At 70.8% G+C, this 15,138-nt stretch carries 14 protein-coding genes; 6 read left to right on the forward strand and 8 right to left on the reverse strand.

The window, feature by feature from the left end:
* Window positions 1-204: 204 nt before the first annotated feature.
* Window positions 205-981, reverse strand: coding sequence for an SDR family oxidoreductase (locus tag IE325_RS35360; protein ID WP_190074221.1), 777 nt, complete (start codon window positions 979-981; stop codon window positions 205-207).
* 134 nt (window positions 982-1,115) lie between these two features.
* Between IE325_RS35360 and IE325_RS35365 the strand changes: the two genes are divergently transcribed.
* A complete protein-coding gene (locus IE325_RS35365; protein WP_190074222.1) occupies window positions 1,116-2,756 on the forward strand; it encodes an alkaline phosphatase D family protein in 1,641 nt (546 codons plus the stop codon).
* On the opposite strand, the gene IE325_RS35370 is transcribed toward IE325_RS35365, so the two are convergent.
* Window positions 2,743-3,768 carry a Gfo/Idh/MocA family protein gene (locus IE325_RS35370; protein WP_190074223.1) on the reverse strand — a complete coding sequence of 342 codons (1,026 nt, stop codon included), beginning with the start codon at window positions 3,766-3,768 and terminating at the stop codon, window positions 2,743-2,745. The genes IE325_RS35365 and IE325_RS35370 overlap by 14 nt on opposite strands.
* A gap of 151 nt (window positions 3,769-3,919) precedes the next feature.
* Here IE325_RS35370 and IE325_RS35375 point away from each other — a divergent pair, with 151 nt between their 5' ends.
* The 3 genes from IE325_RS35375 to IE325_RS35385 all read left to right on the forward strand — a co-directional run bounded on the left by IE325_RS35375 (window position 3,920) and on the right by IE325_RS35385 (window position 7,588).
* On the forward strand, window positions 3,920-5,176 hold the full coding sequence (locus IE325_RS35375; protein WP_229912247.1) for a multidrug effflux MFS transporter: 1,257 nt from the start codon (window positions 3,920-3,922) through the stop codon (window positions 5,174-5,176).
* On the forward strand, window positions 5,146-6,342 hold the full coding sequence (locus tag IE325_RS35380) for a serine hydrolase domain-containing protein (protein ID WP_190074269.1): 1,197 nt from the start codon (window positions 5,146-5,148) through the stop codon (window positions 6,340-6,342). Before IE325_RS35375 ends, IE325_RS35380 begins: the two co-directional genes overlap by 31 nt.
* Window positions 6,343-6,583: 241 nt before the next feature.
* Window positions 6,584-7,588: a small ribosomal subunit Rsm22 family protein gene (locus tag IE325_RS35385; RefSeq protein ID WP_190074225.1), complete on the forward strand. Its 1,005-nt coding sequence runs from the start codon at window positions 6,584-6,586 to the stop codon at window positions 7,586-7,588.
* On the opposite strand, the gene IE325_RS35390 is transcribed toward IE325_RS35385, so the two are convergent.
* Window positions 7,585-8,907: a S28 family serine protease gene (locus IE325_RS35390; RefSeq protein WP_229912237.1), complete on the reverse strand. Its 1,323-nt coding sequence runs from the start codon at window positions 8,905-8,907 to the stop codon at window positions 7,585-7,587. The genes IE325_RS35385 and IE325_RS35390 overlap by 4 nt on opposite strands.
* 117 nt (window positions 8,908-9,024) lie before the next feature.
* Window positions 9,025-9,225, reverse strand: a complete 201-nt coding sequence (locus IE325_RS35395; protein ID WP_190074226.1) for a DUF6243 family protein — start codon at window positions 9,223-9,225, stop codon at window positions 9,025-9,027.
* A gap of 100 nt (window positions 9,226-9,325) precedes the next feature.
* Between IE325_RS35395 and IE325_RS35400 the strand changes: the two genes are divergently transcribed.
* Window positions 9,326-9,961: a TetR/AcrR family transcriptional regulator gene (locus IE325_RS35400; protein WP_190074227.1), complete on the forward strand. Its 636-nt coding sequence runs from the start codon at window positions 9,326-9,328 to the stop codon at window positions 9,959-9,961.
* Window positions 9,962-10,135: 174 nt separating this feature from the next.
* Window positions 10,136-10,876, forward strand: coding sequence for a bifunctional DNA primase/polymerase (locus tag IE325_RS35405; RefSeq protein WP_190074228.1), 741 nt, complete (start codon window positions 10,136-10,138; stop codon window positions 10,874-10,876).
* Between the two features lie 7 nt (window positions 10,877-10,883).
* Here IE325_RS35405 and IE325_RS35410 read toward each other — a convergent pair whose 3' ends face one another.
* From IE325_RS35410 to efeO, 4 genes are read right to left on the reverse strand one after another with little or no spacing between them, the layout of a single operon-like run.
* The gene (locus IE325_RS35410; RefSeq protein WP_190074229.1) at window positions 10,884-11,876 is read right to left on the reverse strand and encodes an SCO2278 family lipoprotein; all 993 of its coding nucleotides are present in this window, start codon (window positions 11,874-11,876) and stop codon (window positions 10,884-10,886) included.
* Window positions 11,836-12,708, reverse strand: coding sequence for an iron uptake transporter permease EfeU (gene efeU, locus IE325_RS35415; RefSeq protein ID WP_190074230.1), 873 nt, complete (start codon window positions 12,706-12,708; stop codon window positions 11,836-11,838). Before efeU ends, IE325_RS35410 begins: the two co-directional genes overlap by 41 nt.
* Window positions 12,709-12,714: 6 nt before the next feature.
* Complete coding sequence (gene efeB, locus IE325_RS35420) at window positions 12,715-13,962, reverse strand: iron uptake transporter deferrochelatase/peroxidase subunit (protein WP_190074231.1); 1,248 nt, start codon at window positions 13,960-13,962, stop codon at window positions 12,715-12,717.
* A 16-nt stretch (window positions 13,963-13,978) separates the two neighbouring features.
* Window positions 13,979-15,136: an iron uptake system protein EfeO gene (efeO, locus tag IE325_RS35425; protein ID WP_190074232.1), complete on the reverse strand. Its 1,158-nt coding sequence runs from the start codon at window positions 15,134-15,136 to the stop codon at window positions 13,979-13,981.
* Between the last annotated feature and the right edge of the window lie 2 nt (window positions 15,137-15,138).

A 15,138-nucleotide genomic window follows, 5' to 3' on the forward strand; every position in this document is an offset into this window, starting at 1 on the left:
CGCGGTCCCACGCGAGATCCACCCCCACCCGGTGGCATGGAACGGCTGCCGTCCCCCCTCGGTTTGGCCTGCGGAAGCTCCCTACTCCAAATGTGAAGCTCTGGTGTAGGTGATGTTGAGCATAAGTCGCCTACCGGCACCGACGCAGCGGAATTTCACATTCCGCTTGTGCAAGTTGTGGAGACAACTATCGGCCGTCGGATCTCAGCCACGCCCCACGTACGGCATCGCGGTCGCCAGCACCGTCGCGAACTGCACATTCGCCTGAAGCGGCAGCTCCGCCATGTGCCGCACGGTCCGCGCCACGTCGGCGACGTCCATCACGGGCTCGGGCGCCACCGTGCCGTTCGCCTGGAGAGCGCCGGTCTGCATGCGTTCCGTCATGTCCGTCGCCGCGTTGCCGATGTCGATCTGGCCCACGGCGATGTCGTACGGCCGCCCGTCCAGTGAGAGCGCCTTCGTCAGACCGGTCAGCGCGTGCTTGGTCGCCGTATAGGCCACCGAGTGCGGGCGGGGCGTGTGCGCGGAGATCGAGCCGTTGTTGATGATCCGGCCGCCCCGTGGGTCCTGCTCCTTCATCTGCCGGTACGCCGCCTGCGCGCACAGGAACGCCCCGTTCAGGTTGGTGTCCACCACATGCCGCCAGGCGTCGTACGGCAGCTCCTCCACCGGCACCCCGCCCGGCCCGAACGTCCCCGCGTTGTTGAACAGCAGGTCGACCCGCCCGAACCGCTCCACCGTGGCGGTGAACAGGGCGGCCACGTCCTCCTGATGTGAGACGTCGGTCCGTACGGCGAGCGCGGCGCCCTCCGGCACCAGTGCCGCCGTCTCCTCCAGCGTTTCCACGCGCCGCCCCGCCAGCGCCACCGACCAGCCCGCGCGCAGCAGTTCCACCGCGACCGCCCGCCCGATACCGGAGCCGGCGCCGGTCACCACGGCGATCCTCGGGTCCGTCCTCGTCTCCGTTTGCCTGTCATTCATGGGGCCGCAGGCTACGCGACGGTCCGCCATTCGGAACTCATCTGTCTGCCATCCGAGTGTTGTGTACGCGCCAAGCCCGTGTCGTCACCGGCCACTCCAATGCCTCATGCATCCATCAGTCAGGGGAGGACCGGATGACCATCACGACAGACTCGCCCCAGCACAGCCCCGAACTGCGCGCGGCGGCCCGCCACATCGCCCGCCGCCGCTTCCTGACCGTCACCGGCGCGGCCGCCGCGCTCGCCTTCGCAGTGAACCTGCCGGCCGTCGGCGTCGCGGGCGCCGCAGAGCTCGACGCCCGCAGGATCACCGACAACCCCTTCACCCTCGGCGTCGCCTCCGGCGACCCGCTGCCCGACTCCGTCCTGCTGTGGACCCGCCTCGCCCCCGCCCCGTACCAGGCCGACAGCGGGCTGCCCGCCCAGCGGATCACCGTGCACTGGGAGCTGGCGCACGACGAGGGGTTCACCCGGATTGCCAGACGCGGCGCGGCCATCGCCTACCCGGAGTTCCACCACACGGTCCACGTCGAGGTCGGCGCGCTCGACGCGGACCGCGTCTACTACTACCGCTTCCGCACCGGCACCTGGATCAGCGAGACCGGCCGCACCCGCACCGCACCCGCCCGGACCGCCGCGGCGAGCTCCCTCACCCTCGCCGCCGTGTCCTGCCAGGCCTACACCGACGGCTACTTCACGCCGTACCGCCATCTCGCGCAGGACGACGTGGACGTCGTGTTCCACCTCGGCGACTACCTCTACGAGTACGCGGTCAACGCCGTCGGCGGCTACCGCAACTACACCGACCGCACGCTCCCCGCGCTCTTCAACCGCGAGACGGTCACCCTGGAGGACTACCGGCTGCGCTACGCCCTGTTCAAGTCCGACCCGGACCTCAAGGCCGCGCACGCCGCGCATCCGTTCGTCGTCACCTGGGACGACCACGAGACCGAGAACAACTACGCCGACGACACCCCGGAGAACAGCGTCCCGCCGGAGGAGTTCCTGCTGCGCCGGGCCGCCGCCTACCGCGCCTACTGGGAGAACCAGCCCCTGCGCCTGCCGCAGCGCCCCACCGGCCCCGACATGCAGCTCTACCGCCGGCTGCACTGGGGCAGGCTCGCCCAGTTCGACGTCCTCGACACCCGGCAGTACCGCTCCAACCAGGCCTACGGCGACGGCTCACAGATCCCCGGCCCCGAGGTCGACGACCCGGCGCGCACCATGACCGGCGCGACCCAGGAGCGGTGGCTGCTGGATGGCTGGCGCGACTCGGCGGCCCTGTGGAACGTCGTACCGCAGCAGGTCACCTTCTCCCAGCGCAAGTTCGACCTGACCACCCCGTCACGGGTGTCCATGGACGCCTGGGACGGCTACCGCGCCTCCCGCCGCCGGGTCCTGGACGGCGCCAAGGCGGCAGGGGTCGAGAACCTCATGGTCCTCACGGGTGACGTCCACGTCGGCTACGGCTTCGACATCAAGGACGACTTCGACGCCCCCGACTCCGCCACCCTCGGCACGGAGATCGTCGCCACATCCATCGCCAGCGGCCGCGACGGCACCGACAAGCCCACCAACTGGGACACCTATATGCAGGCCAACCCGCACATGCGGTTCTACAACGGGCGGCGCGGCTATGTGACCATCGCCCTCGGACAGCAGCTCGCGCGGGCCGACTTCAAGACGGTGCCGTACGTGACCACGCCCGGGGCGCCGGTCACGACGGCCGCGTCCTTCGTCACACAGGTGGGGGAGCAGGGGCTCAAGCCGGCGTGAGCGCGACCGCTTCGGCGTCCTCGCCGGGGTAGCGGACGCCGACGCGGTCCCGGATCGCGTCGAGCGTCCGCATCACGGCGAGCGTGCCCTCCAGCGGAACCAGCGGTGACTCGGTCTCACCGGCCCGCAGGGCCCGCATCACTTCGGCGGCCTCGTGGCGCAGGGTGTTGCGGGGCCCGTCCGCCGGGTCGGCCGTGAACTCCTCGGGGTCACGGCCGTCCCGGTGCAGCACAAAACGGTCCGGGAAGAAGAAGCCGCCCGGTACGTCGATACGGCCTCCCGAGCCGGTGATCGACGCGGAGGTCGCCGTACCGCCGACGATGGAGCAGTGCAGCGAGGCGAGTGCGCCGCTGTCCCAGGAGAGCAGGGCCCCGGTCTGGAGGTCGACGCCCTCGGGCGACATCATCGCGCGTGCCGTCACGTCCGACGGCTCGCCGAGCAGCAATTGCGCGAAGGACACCGGGTACACGCCGAGGTCCAGCAGGGCGCCGCCGCCCTGGGCCGGGTCGCGCAGCCGGTGCGAGGGCGGGAAGGGGCCGGCCAGCCCGAAGTCGGCCTGGACATGGCGCACCTCGCCGATCGCGCCGTCTTCGACGAGGGCCTTCAGGCGCCGGACCAGCGGGTTGCAGTACATCCACATGGCTTCCATGAGGAAGCTGTTCTTCGCATGCGCCAGGGCGACCAGTTCCTCGGCCTCCCGCGCGTTCAGCGTGAACGCCTTCTCGCACAGCACATTGCGCCCGGCCTCCAGGCACAGCCCCGCCGCCTCACGGTGCGCCGAGTGCGGGGTGGCGACGTACACGACATCGATGTCGCCGTCCTCGGCCAGCGCGCTCCAGTCGCCGTAGGCACGGGAAATCCCGAACCGCTCCGCGAACGCGTCCGCCGACTCCTGCCGCCGCGAGGCGACGGCCACCACCTCGGCATCGGGCAGATCGACGAGATCCGCGGTGAACGCGGCGGCTATCCCACCGGTCGCCAGAATCCCCCACCGCACGTTCCGCTCGGCCATCGCGGCCCCGCCCCTCGCTCATGTGTCCCCAGGCACTCCGTACGAGCTGAGAGCATAGAGGGCGGATTGCCGGGAGAGGGCGGAGAGGGAGGGACGCATGGGCGACCACGGGGGGCCGATACCGGACGTGTCGGAGTCGGCGGCACCGACGATGGACCGACCACCCACCCGTACCCTCCGCACCACAGGCCTCCTCGTCACCTTCATCCTCGGCGGACTGACGGCCACGCCCCCGCTGGCGATGGACATGTACCTCCCGGCGCTCCCCGAGGTCACCGGCTCCCTGCACGCGCCCGCCGCGACCGTCCAGCTCACCCTCACCGCCTGCCTCGCCGGCATGGCCTTCGGGCAGCTCGTGGTCGGCCCGATGAGCGACCGCTGGGGCCGCAGACGCCCGCTGCTTGCGGGCCTCGCCGTGTACGTCGTGGCCACCGCGCTGTGCGCCCTCGCACCCACCGTCGAGTCCCTGGTCGCCTTCCGGCTGGCGCAGGGACTCGCGGGCGCGGCGGCGATCGTCATCGCGCGGGCGGTCGTACGCGACCTCTACGACGGCCTGGCCATGGCCCGCTTCTTCTCCACCCTCATGCTGATCTCCGGCGTCGCCCCGGTCGTGGCGCCGCTCATCGGCGGGCAGATCCTGCGGGTGACGGACTGGCGGGGCGTGTTCGTCGTGCTGACGGTGGTCGGGGTGCTGCTGACCTGCCTGGTCTGGCGCAGACTCCCGGAGACCCTCGCGCCGGAGGAGCGGCACGCCGGTGGGGTGGGCGAGGCGTTGCGCGCCATGCGCGGGCTGCTCGCCGACGCCGCCTTCGCCGGATACACACTGGCCGGCGGCTTCGCCTTCGCGGCGCTGTTCGCGTACATCTCGGCCTCCCCCTTCGTGATCCAGGAGATCTACGGCGCCTCCCCGCAGACCTTCAGCCTGCTGTTCGGGCTCAACTCGGTGGGCCTGGTGGCGGTCGGCCAGCTCAACGGCAAGGTGCTGGTGGGGCGGGTGAGCCTGGACCGGGTACTGGGCGCGGGCCTCGCCGTGGTGATCCTCTCGGCGACCGCGCTGCTGCTGATGTCGCTCGGAGTGTTCGGCGAGGTGGGACTGCTGCCGGTGGCGGCCGCTCTCTTCGTCCTGATGTCCGCGATGGGCATCACCCTCCCCAACACCCAGGCCCTCGCCCTCCAGCGCACCAAGCACGCCGCCGGGTCCGCCTCCGCGCTCCTCGGCACGACCTCCTTCCTCATCGGCGCCGTCGCCTCGCCCCTCGTGGGCATCGCCGGGGAGGACACGGCCGTCCCGATGGCCGTCGTCCAACTGGCCGCAGCACTGGTGGCGCTGGCCTGCTTCATGGGAATGTGCCGTCCTTGGAACAGACGTGCGGACAGATGTGCGGTTGCGGAGGGAGCAGACAGCTGAGCGCGCCGAGACTGCGCGGGGACACTCCGGAAAGGGCCGGACTCGACCCCGAGGAGATCCGACATCTGGTCCGTGAGGTCCACGACCTCACCACCGGCCCCCGTCCCTGGGCGGCCGGCACGGTGCTGGTCGTCGGACGGGGCCCGTACATCGCCGTCGAGGAGGCGGCGGGCTGGGCGGTGCGGTACGCCGCCTACGACGAGGAGAAGGACGCCGGCGTCGAGCTGCCGCCCGACTCCCGTGTCCCGATGACCCCCTCGACCCCCTTCGACCTCGCCTCCCTCACCAAGCTCTTCACCTCGGTCGCCGCCGTGCAGCAGATCGAGCGCGGCACGCTGGGCATCGACGCGCGGGTCGGGGCGTATCTGCCGGACTTCCGGGCGGCGGTCCGGTACGGCATCACCGTGCGGCAACTGCTCACTCACACCTCCGGGCTGCGGCCGGAGCTGCCGCTGTACGACTGCGCGGACGACGCGGAACGCCTGGAGATGCTGCGCGCGGAACCCCCGATAGGAGTTCCCGGCACCTACTGCTACTCCGACCTGAACCTGTTGCTCCTCCAGCACGTCCTCGAACGCGTCACCAGCCGTACCCTCGACGTCCTCATCCACGACGGCATCACGCGCCCGCTGGGCATGACGGCGACCCACTTCGGCCCCTGCCCCGGCGCGGCGGCGACGGAGGACCAGCGGCGGCCCTGGGGGAAGGCGGACCGGGGGATGCTGCGGGGGGTTGTCCATGACGAGAACGCCTGGGCGCTGGGTGGGGTGGCGGGGCACGCGGGCCTGTTCTCCACGGGGCACGATCTCGCGGTCTTCTGCCGGGCGCTGCTGTCCGGGGGTGCGTACGGGCCCGCCCGCATCCTCGGGCCCGACTTCGTGGAACTCCTGCTGACCCCGCCGGGGCTGGGGTTCGCCGTGGACCAGCCGTGGTTCATGGGGGAGCTGGCGGGGCGGGGGGCGGTCGGGCACACCGGGTTCACGGGGACGTCGCTGGTGCTGGATCCGGCGACGGATACGTTCCTGGTGCTGCTGGCGAATACGGTGCATCCGCGGAGGCGGGGGGTGGCGAGCGAAGCGAGATGGGGGTCCCCCCGGACGGAGTCTGGGGGAGGGCCTCGGGCGGGGGCGGGGACTCGGGTGGCTCGGGCGGTGCGGGGGCGGTAGCGGGGTTTTTCGCCCCCGCCGCCCCTACCCGTCCCATCCTGGGGCTCCGCCCCAGACCCCGCTCCTCAAACGCCGGAGGGGCTGACATACCCAGCCCGTCCGGCGTTTGAGGACGAGGCCCGTTCAGGGCCGAAGCGGGGGTCCGGGGGCGGCAGCCCCCGGGGACGGGACGGGTAGGGGCGGCGGGGGCGAATAAAGGTCGGCCCAGTACCCCCCACCGGCGCCCTCATAGAATCGCCCCGTGAACGCCGCCCCCGTCCCCCCACCCGCCGAAACCCTCCGCACCACCCTCGCCACCCTCCTCGACGGCCTCCCACCCCGCCAGGCCGCCCAGGCAGTGGACCGCCTGATCGCCACCTACCGCGGAGCCACCCCCACCCACACCCCCATCCTCCGCGACCGCGCCGACGTAGCCGCCTACGCCGCCTACCGCATGCCCGCCACCTTCGAGGCCGTCCACACGGCACTGGAGGCGTTCGCACAGGCAGTACCGGACTGGACCCCCACCACCCACACCGACGTAGGCGGCGGCACCGGTGCGGCGACATGGGCCGTCACCGCGACCTGGCCGGGCGAGCGCAGCGTCACCGTGCTGGACTGGGCAGACCCCGCCCTCCAGATCGGCAAGGAGATCGCCGCCGCCAACCCGGCCCTGAAGAACGCCCGTTGGCACCGCGCCCGCATCGGCAGGGAACTCACCCTCGACCCCGCCGACCTGGTCACCGTCTCCTACGTCCTCAACGAACTCACCGCCCCCGACCGCACCACCCTCCTCGACACCGTCGCCTCCGCCGCCCAGGCAGTCGTGATCGTCGAACCCGGCACCCCGGACGGCTACACCCGCGTCATCGAGGCCCGCGACCGCCTCATCGCCGCCGGCTTCCACATCGCCGCCCCCTGCCCGCACAGCGCCGCGTGCCCCATCGTCCCCGGCACGGACTGGTGCCACTTCTCGGCGAGGGTCAGCCGCTCCTCCCTGCACCGCCAGATCAAGGGCGGCTCCCTCGCCTACGAGGACGAGAAGTTCAGCTACGTCGCCGCCACCCGCCTCCCTCCCACCCCGGCCCCTTCCCGGGTCGTACGCAAACCCCAGATCCGCAAGGGCCAGGTACTCCTGGACCTCTGCGAAACCGAGCCCTCCCTACGGCGCACCACGATCACCAAGCGCCACGGCGACCTCTACAAGGCGGCGAGGGATGCCGATTGGGGCGACGCCTGGCCCCCGGCAGAGGAGCAAGAGCCCTAGGAGTCGGCGGTCCACCGTGCCAGCATCCCCTCCGCCTCCGCCTCCGCCCGGTCCGCGGCCGACAGCCCGCCGATCGTGACGTGGTGGTTCCCACCCGGTACCCACAGCACCCGGGAGTCGGGGCCGCCGGGACGGAAGGGCTCGGCGACCGAGGGGTCCAGCGTGCCGTTGACGAACAGCAGGCGGCTGCCGCGCCGGCGGACCCAGTGGTCGATGTCCGGCATGGCGTCGGGGTCGAACCGCAGCGGGATGTCGCGCGGTACGAAGGAGCGGGGCTGGATGGGGTCGCGGTAGCGCAGGAGCCCGGTCAGGTGGGACGTCGGCACGCTGATGTATCCGAGCTGGGTGCCCAGTTGGTACCAGTACGGGATGTAGTTCCGTGCCGTCGCGTCGGCGTACAGGGACAGTCCGGCTGTGCGGTCCAGCCAGGCGTACAGCTCGTCCGACGTGGCGGCGGGGCCGGGAATCGCGGCGTGGTCCGCCGGTTCCGCGTCCTGCCAGTACATGAAGGACGCGCGCAGCACGGCGATCTCCAGTGCCTTGTCGGCGCTTCCGATGATGCGGAAGGTGCCGCCGGACGCCGTCGCCCAGGCCTCGTAGCGGGCGACCATCTCCGTACGGCGCAGCAGGATCCGCCGTTGCGCCGCCCTCACCGCCTCCCGGACCTGCGGGCTGCCGACGTTGTCGAGGAAGCGGACGAAGGCGGAGTCGTCCCGGTCGTCGACGTTGTTCGGGGCGCCGTACGCCACCGTGCCGTCCACGTCGTCGGGGTGGAAGCGGCGGTGGTAGATCGAGGCCATGCCGCCCTTGCTGCCGCCCGCCGAGATCCACGCGCCGCGGTACAGAGCGCGGAAGACCCGGACGATGTGGTGGTGGTCTTCCGCGGCCTGGCGGATCGTGAGGTGGGTGTAGTCGGGGGCCGGGGGGCGGGACGTACCGAAGTAGCGGTGTTCGAGGAGTAGTTGGTTCGCGTCCAGGAGCACCGTCGGTTCGGCCCGTCTCGGGGTGAGCACCGCCTGGTAGCCCGTCGTGAACAGGACCATCGGGCGGTCCGCCGACCTGTGCAGCAGCGTGACGCGCTGCTCGAACGTGCCCGCCGACGCATCGGTGTGATCCACTCGCTGACGCATCCCGAGCACGAAGAACCGGTAACCGGGCTCGGCCCCCGTCCGCTCCTCGATCAGCCTCACCCCTGGCAGCGCCCGTAGCGCGTCGGCGATGTCATTACGACGCCCCGGACGTGACCAGCCCGCCGCCGAGACCATCGGTGCCACCGACGCCGTAGCCGTGGCCGTGAGCATCCGTCGTCTCGTCCACATCGTGATCCTCCTCGTCATCGCCGACCGCCTCAGTACAGCCGCCGGGCACCGGACCGGGGATCCCGCACGAGAGGGGCCCGCCTCCCTCCGATGGGGGAGACGGGCCCGCCCGGCACGTCACGACGACTCGTCGGCCGTAGTCGCCCTTTCCTGTTCCTGTTGTTTCTCCTGGAACCGGAGCAACAGCTCCCGCTTCTGCGCCGTGGCGTCCGCACCGCCCCCGACCCGGCCTCCCTGCCGCCCGCCGCGCAGCGCCTTGCGGCCGAGGTTCCGGCGTGTGCCGCCGACTCCGAGCATGTCTCCACCGCTTCGGGCCATGGTGAGGCTCCTTTCCGCTAGGGCAACGAGACGTTTCGTCTCGCTCTCGCAATCAGGGTCCAGCGAGACGCTCCGTCTTGTCAACTGATAAATTCGAGCCATGGCAGCCCAGAAGTCCGCCCACCCCGCACCCAACTCCACCCGCCGCAGCGAGAAGTCCCGGCGGGCCATCTACGACGCCGCCCTCGCCCTCGTCGCCGAGGTCGGCTACCCCAGGACCACCATCGAGGGCATCGCCGCCCGGGCCGGCGTCGGCAAGCAGACGATCTACCGCTGGTGGTCGTCGAAGGCGGACGTCCTGCTTGAGGCCTTCCTCGACCTGAGCGAGCAGGCGTCCCGGGACGCGGGCCCGGAGTACGAGTTCGCGATCCCCGACACCGGCGACCTCGCCGCCGACCTCAAGGCCGTACTGCGCCTCACCGTCGACCAGCTCAAGGACCCCCGCTTCGAGGCCCCGTCCCGCGCCCTGGCCGCCGAGGGCGTGGTCAACGAAGAGGTCGGCCGGGTCTTCATGACCAAGCTCCTCGAACCCTCGCTTCTGCTGTACGTCGACCGGGTGCGCGCCGCCCAGGTGGCCGGCCAGGTCCGCCAGGACGTCGATCCGCGCATCGCCCTCGAACTCTGGGTCTCACCGCTCGCCCAGCGCTGGCTGCAGTACACGGGCCCGATCTCGTACGCATACACGGACACCCTCGTCGACTACGCCCTGTACGGCATCGCACCCCGCGCACGCTAGAGCCGCCGAGATCATTAAGGGCGTAAATGCTGCCAAAGCAGCCCATAATCCCTGATCAAACGGCTCTGTACGCCTCGCCCCACCTACCCCGGTTGTCCGCTACGGCCCCCCGAAGCGCACGATGGTGGGACCATAGGGCATGCTGTTCCGCACGACAGCGAGGCGAGGGGATAGATGAGCGCGGAGTTGGGCGGCCGGACCGGACTGCAGGGCAGACTCTCCCAGTGGCTGCGCGGACGCCGCCCCAAGGACGCCGCCGCCGATGACGGCGGTCGTGAAGCCCTGCTGCTCGCCGCCGCCGGAGCGGGGCTGCCGCTCGCGCCCGCCGCGCACCCCGCCCCCGGTTATCGATGTTCGTGCGACCGGGTCGGCTGTCCCACGCCGGCCCGGCACCCGGTGTCCTTCGCTTGGCAGACGCAGTCCACCACCGACCGGGGACAGATCGAGCGCTGGGCCCGGCACCAGCCGCAGGCCAATTTCATCACCGCCACCGGCATGGTCCACGACGTGCTCGATGTGCCGCTGGAGGCCGGGCGGCAGGCGCTGGAGCGGCTGCTCGCCGCCGGCGTCGAGGTCGGGCCCGTCGCCGAGAGCGACGACGGACGCCTGCTGTTCTTCTCCCTCACCCGCGGCACGCCCGAGGACGAGGACGAGTGGTGGCCCTGCGAGCTGGACTGCCACCCCGAGACCATGGACGAGCACCCGGGACTGCGCTGGCACTGCCGGGGATCGTATGTCCTCATGCCGCCCGCCCGGCTGCCGGGCGAGGGACAGGGCGTGCACTGGGTACGCGGGCTTGAGCATCCGCTGCCCGACCCGCTGAGCCTGCTGGAGATCCTCACGGACGCCTGCGCCCGCCATGCGGGTGAGGAGCCCGACCACCACGTCCCCGCGGCCTGGCCCCTCCGCCACTGAGCCGGCGCTACTCGCCCTTCGCCGACGTCAGCCCCTGCGTCCGCCCGATCAGCTCGACCTTTCCCGAGCCCTTCGGGTCGATGGCGATCTCGTTCGAGACGATCTCCATCGTCAGGGACTGCTTTATCTCGCCCGTGGTCACGGCCTCCACGGCTCTGCCCGGTGAAGGGACGCTGGTGCCCGCGTAAGCCGTGCGCTTCTCGTAGTAGCGCGTGGTGAAGAACACCATCGCGTCGCCGTCCGCCGTACGCAGCGCCACGGGGGCGTAGTCGCCGTCGGTCAGCGGCTCGTCGATGAACTGCGTGGCCAGGCCGGGCCGCTTGGCGTCCTTCTTCCGGTCGGCGCGCCACTCGCTGGTGTGGCGGCCGGACGCGAAGACGTCCCCGCCGTCCTTGAGGTACCCGGCGTACTCCTTGCTCAAGTCCTTCGGCGGTACGGCCAGTTCGGTCGAGTTCAGGGAGACCGCCTCGGCCCAGCCGTCCTTGTCGGTCTTGAACTCCGGTACGTCGTCGGGGGCCACCAGCGTCAGATACGCCGCCTCCCACGCGTCGTCCAGACCGCTGCGCGTGAACACGAAGAGCCAGCGCGCGTTGCGGATCTTGTTGGCGGCTGCGTCGGCCACGAACCAGCGGGGCCAGCCCGCCTTCTTCGGGATCGTGATCTTCACGTCCGACAGCTCCAGCGGGGTGTGCGCCGAGTTGCCGCTCGGGCTGAGGACCTTGCCCGCCTTCAGCTGTGCCGCGTTGATCTCGCCCATGCCGCCGGTGACGAAGTCGGCGTCGAGGGAGCTGTCGAACGCCTTGTCCGCCTTGTTGTACGCGACAGTGAACTGCTGGAGCGCCTTCGCGGCCTCCGCCTTGGTGGCCGAGGGGAGGATCTCCCGCTCCCCGTGGACCACCACGCAACCGCTCGCCGTCAACGACAAAGCGGTCACGGATGCCGCTATCAGTACGCCCCGGTCAAGCCTGCGGAGCCTTCGAGGGCCGCGTTCCCTGGTCATCAGGTGCCTTCACCTTCCCCTTCCCGGAGGCGAACCCTACCGGGGCCAGGAAGAGCGCGAGCGTCGGGATCAGGTACAGCAGCCACACCGTGACCTGGAGGACGGTCGGGTCGGGCTGGAAGTTGAACACGCCCTTCAGCAAGGTGCCGTACCAGCTCGCCGGATCGATGGTGTCGCTGATGTCGAACGCCTTGTCGCTCAGGCCCGGCAGCCAGCGCGCCTCCTGGAGGTCGTGGAAGCCGTACGCCAGCACCCCCGCCGCCACGACGACCAGCATGCCGCCGGTCCAGGTGAAGAACTTGGCGAGGTTGATGCGCAGCGCGCCCCGGTAGAACAGCCAGCCCAGGACGACCGCCGTGGCGATGCCCAGGGCGACGCCGATCAGCGGGCGCGGGGTGCCGTCACCGGCCGCGCGCACCGACGCCCACACGAACAGGGCCGTCTCCAGGCCCTCCCGGCCGACGGCGAGGAACGCGGTGGCGACCAGCGCGCCCGTGCCCATCTGCAGGGCGGCGTCCAGCTTGCCGTGCAGCTCGGCCTTCAGATGCCGCGCGGTGCGCCGCATCCAGAACACCATCCAGGTCACCAGGCCGACCGCGAGCAGCGACAAGGACCCGCCGAGCGCCTCCTGCGCCTCGAACGTCAGCTCCTGCGAGCCGAATTCGAGCGCGCAGCCGAAGCCGAGCGCGAGGGCGACCGCGACGCCGATGCCGATCCAGATGGGTTTGAGGGCGTCCCTGCGGTCCGTCTTCACCAGATAGGCGATGAGGATGCAGACGACGAGCGAAGCCTCCAGGCCCTCGCGCAGTCCGATCAAGTAGTTGGAGAACATGGGCCCTTACGCCCCCTTCCCGAACAGCGTGCTGCCCCACCAGTCGTCCTTGTCGCGGACGCCGGGCGGGACCGCGAACAGCGCGGAACCCACGTGCTGGATGTACTCGTTGAGCGAGTCGATGGCCAGATTGCGCTGGATCCGGATGAACCCGGTGCGCGGATCACGCTGGTAGGCGAGGAAGAACAGCCCCGCGTCGAGCCTGCCGAGGCCGTCGGTGCCGTCGGTGAAGGAATAGCCGCGGCGCAGGATCGTCGCCCCGTGGTTGGTCTCCGGGTGCGCGAGGCGGACATGCGCGTCGGGCTTCATCGCCTTCAGGAACGGCTTGTCACGCTCCTTGGCCTTGCCGACCGGGGCGCCCTCGCCCTTGTCGCGGCCGATGATGTCCTCCTGCTCCTGGAGGGAGGTGCGGTCCCAGGTCTCGATGTGCATCCGGATGCGACGAGCGACGAGGTAGGACCCGCCGGTCATCCACGCGGGCCCGTCCTTCTCCCCGACCCACACGAACTTCTTCAGTCGGTCGGTCTCCGTCCCGGCGATGTTCCGGGTCCCGTCCTTGAAGCCCATGAGGTTGCGCGGGGTCTGCTCCTCGGGGGTCGTGGACGAGGTCTTCCCGAAGCCGAGCTGGGACCACTTGATGACGACCTTGCCGAAGCCGATACGGGCCAGGTTGCGGATCGCGTGCACGGCGACCTGCGGGTCGTCCGCGCAGGCCTGGACGCACAGATCGCCGCCGCTGCGGTTCTTGTCGAGGTTGTCGCCGGCGAAGTGCGGCAGCTCGGCGAGGGCCTCGGGCCGCTGCCCGGCGAGGTCGAACTTCTCGAACAGCGAGGGCCCGAACCCGATGGTGAGGGTGAGACGGGACGGCTTCAGGCCCAGCGCCTCACCGGTGTCGTCCGGCGGAGCCTCCGCCAGCCCGCCGTACGCGCCCTCACCGACCGCGTGCCCCGCGGTCATCCGGCGCGCGGCGGCCGTCCAGTCCTTCAGCATCTGCACGAACTCGGCGCGGTCGTCGGTCTTCACGTCGAACGCGGCGAAGTGCAGCCGGTCCTGCACCGGGGTGGCGATACCGGCCTGCCGCTCACCGTGGAAGGGGATCGCGGCCCCCGTCTCGGCGGCGGCAGGCTCGACGTCGTCGCCCGTGCGGGCCATCGCCACGGCACCGCCGGCCGCGACGGCACCGAGCGCGAGCCCGGCACCGCCCCAGCCGATCAGCGCACGGCGGGAGGGAGTGGTCTCAGGTGCGTCGGTCATGCCCGTGTCCCCTGCCTCACTTGACGACGACGGCGGCGGCGAGCTTGGACAGCGGCTCCGCGAGGGCGTTGACGCCGTCCGACAGCTCCTTCTGTTCGGCCTTGCCGACCTTGTCGTACGAGGTGAAGTCGTACGACGCCTTGTCCGCCCGGTACTTGTCGAGCAGCGTGTTCAGCGCGCCGAACTGCTTGTCGAGCTCGGTGACGAGGGCGGAGTCGTTCTCCTCGGCGACCGGCTTCAGCAGCTCGTACGCCTTCTGAGCGCCCTCGACATTGGCCTTGAAGTCGACGAGGTCGGTGTGCGAGTAGCGCTCCTCCTCGCCGGTGACCTTGCCGGTGGCGACCTCGTCGAGGAGTTCCTTGGCGCCGTTGGCCATGGAGGTCGGGGTGATCTCGGCCTTGCCGACCCGCTTCTGCCAGTCCTTCAGGTCGGTGATGAGCTGGTCGGCGAGCTGCTTCTCCCGGTCGCCGATCTTCTTGTCCTGCCAGAGGGCCTTCTCCAGCCGGTGCCAGCCGGTCCAGTCCGTGGCCGGGTCCTGGCCGTCCTCCAGACCGTCCTCGCGGACGTCGACCTTCGGGTCGATGTCACCGAAGGACTCGGCGACGGGCTCGGTGCGCTCCCAGCCGATACGGGAGGTGGCGTAGGCCTTCTTCGCGGCCTCGATGTCCCCGTCCTTGACGGCCTTCGCGAAGGTCTCCGCGAGCGGCAGCGTCTCGTCGGCCTGCTCCTGGACATAGGTGCGGTAGGCGGCGACGGCCTTGTCCAGCCGCGGGTCACGCTTGGCGACGGCGCCCTTGCCGGTGGCCTTGACGGTCTGCCGGATGCCGTCGCCCTTCATGCCCGGCTTGCAGGCGATGGTGTAGTCGCCCGCCTTCACCTCGGCGGTGACGCGCTGCTTGGTGCCGGGGCCTATGTTCTCGCGCTCGGTGACGATGCGGTCGTCGGGGAAGAGGATGTAGACCTCGGTGACCTTGGAGCCCTTGTTCTCGATGGCGAGCTCGACATGCCCGGCCGGGAACTCCTTCGTCGACACCTCGCACTTGTCGTCCGTCGAGGTCACGTTGACGACCCGGTCGCCGCCCTCCGTGCTGCCCTTCTCGGTGCACCCCGTGACGGCGGTCAGAGCCGCCACGGCGGCGATGGCGGTGGTGACGGGGAGTCTGACGGTGCGCATGA

Origin of the sequence: Streptomyces lanatus, assembly GCF_014655715.1 — a bacterium.
GTDB lineage: Bacteria > Actinomycetota > Actinomycetes > Streptomycetales > Streptomycetaceae > Streptomyces > Streptomyces lanatus.

Bases quoted from the DNA above. Each gene is read 5' to 3' on its own strand.
- IE325_RS35360 (WP_190074221.1), bottom strand. From the start codon at position 981: ATGAATGACAGGCAAACGGAGACGAGGACGGACCCGAGGATCGCCGTG.
- IE325_RS35365 (WP_190074222.1), top strand. From the start codon at position 1,116: ATGACCATCACGACAGACTCGCCCCAGCACAGCCCCGAACTGCGCGCG.
- IE325_RS35370 (WP_190074223.1), bottom strand. From the start codon at position 3,768: ATGGCCGAGCGGAACGTGCGGTGGGGGATTCTGGCGACCGGTGGGATA.
- IE325_RS35375 (WP_229912247.1), top strand. From the start codon at position 3,920: ATGGACCGACCACCCACCCGTACCCTCCGCACCACAGGCCTCCTCGTC.
- IE325_RS35380 (WP_190074269.1), top strand. From the start codon at position 5,146: ATGTGCGGTTGCGGAGGGAGCAGACAGCTGAGCGCGCCGAGACTGCGC.
- IE325_RS35390 (WP_229912237.1), bottom strand. From the start codon at position 8,907: ATGTGGACGAGACGACGGATGCTCACGGCCACGGCTACGGCGTCGGTG.
- IE325_RS35395 (WP_190074226.1), bottom strand. From the start codon at position 9,225: ATGGCCCGAAGCGGTGGAGACATGCTCGGAGTCGGCGGCACACGCCGG.
- IE325_RS35400 (WP_190074227.1), top strand. From the start codon at position 9,326: ATGGCAGCCCAGAAGTCCGCCCACCCCGCACCCAACTCCACCCGCCGC.
- IE325_RS35405 (WP_190074228.1), top strand. From the start codon at position 10,136: ATGAGCGCGGAGTTGGGCGGCCGGACCGGACTGCAGGGCAGACTCTCC.
- IE325_RS35410 (WP_190074229.1), bottom strand. From the start codon at position 11,876: ATGACCAGGGAACGCGGCCCTCGAAGGCTCCGCAGGCTTGACCGGGGC.
- efeU (WP_190074230.1), bottom strand. From the start codon at position 12,708: ATGTTCTCCAACTACTTGATCGGACTGCGCGAGGGCCTGGAGGCTTCG.
- efeB (WP_190074231.1), bottom strand. From the start codon at position 13,962: ATGACCGACGCACCTGAGACCACTCCCTCCCGCCGTGCGCTGATCGGC.
- efeO (WP_190074232.1), bottom strand. From the start codon at position 15,136: ATGCGCACCGTCAGACTCCCCGTCACCACCGCCATCGCCGCCGTGGCG.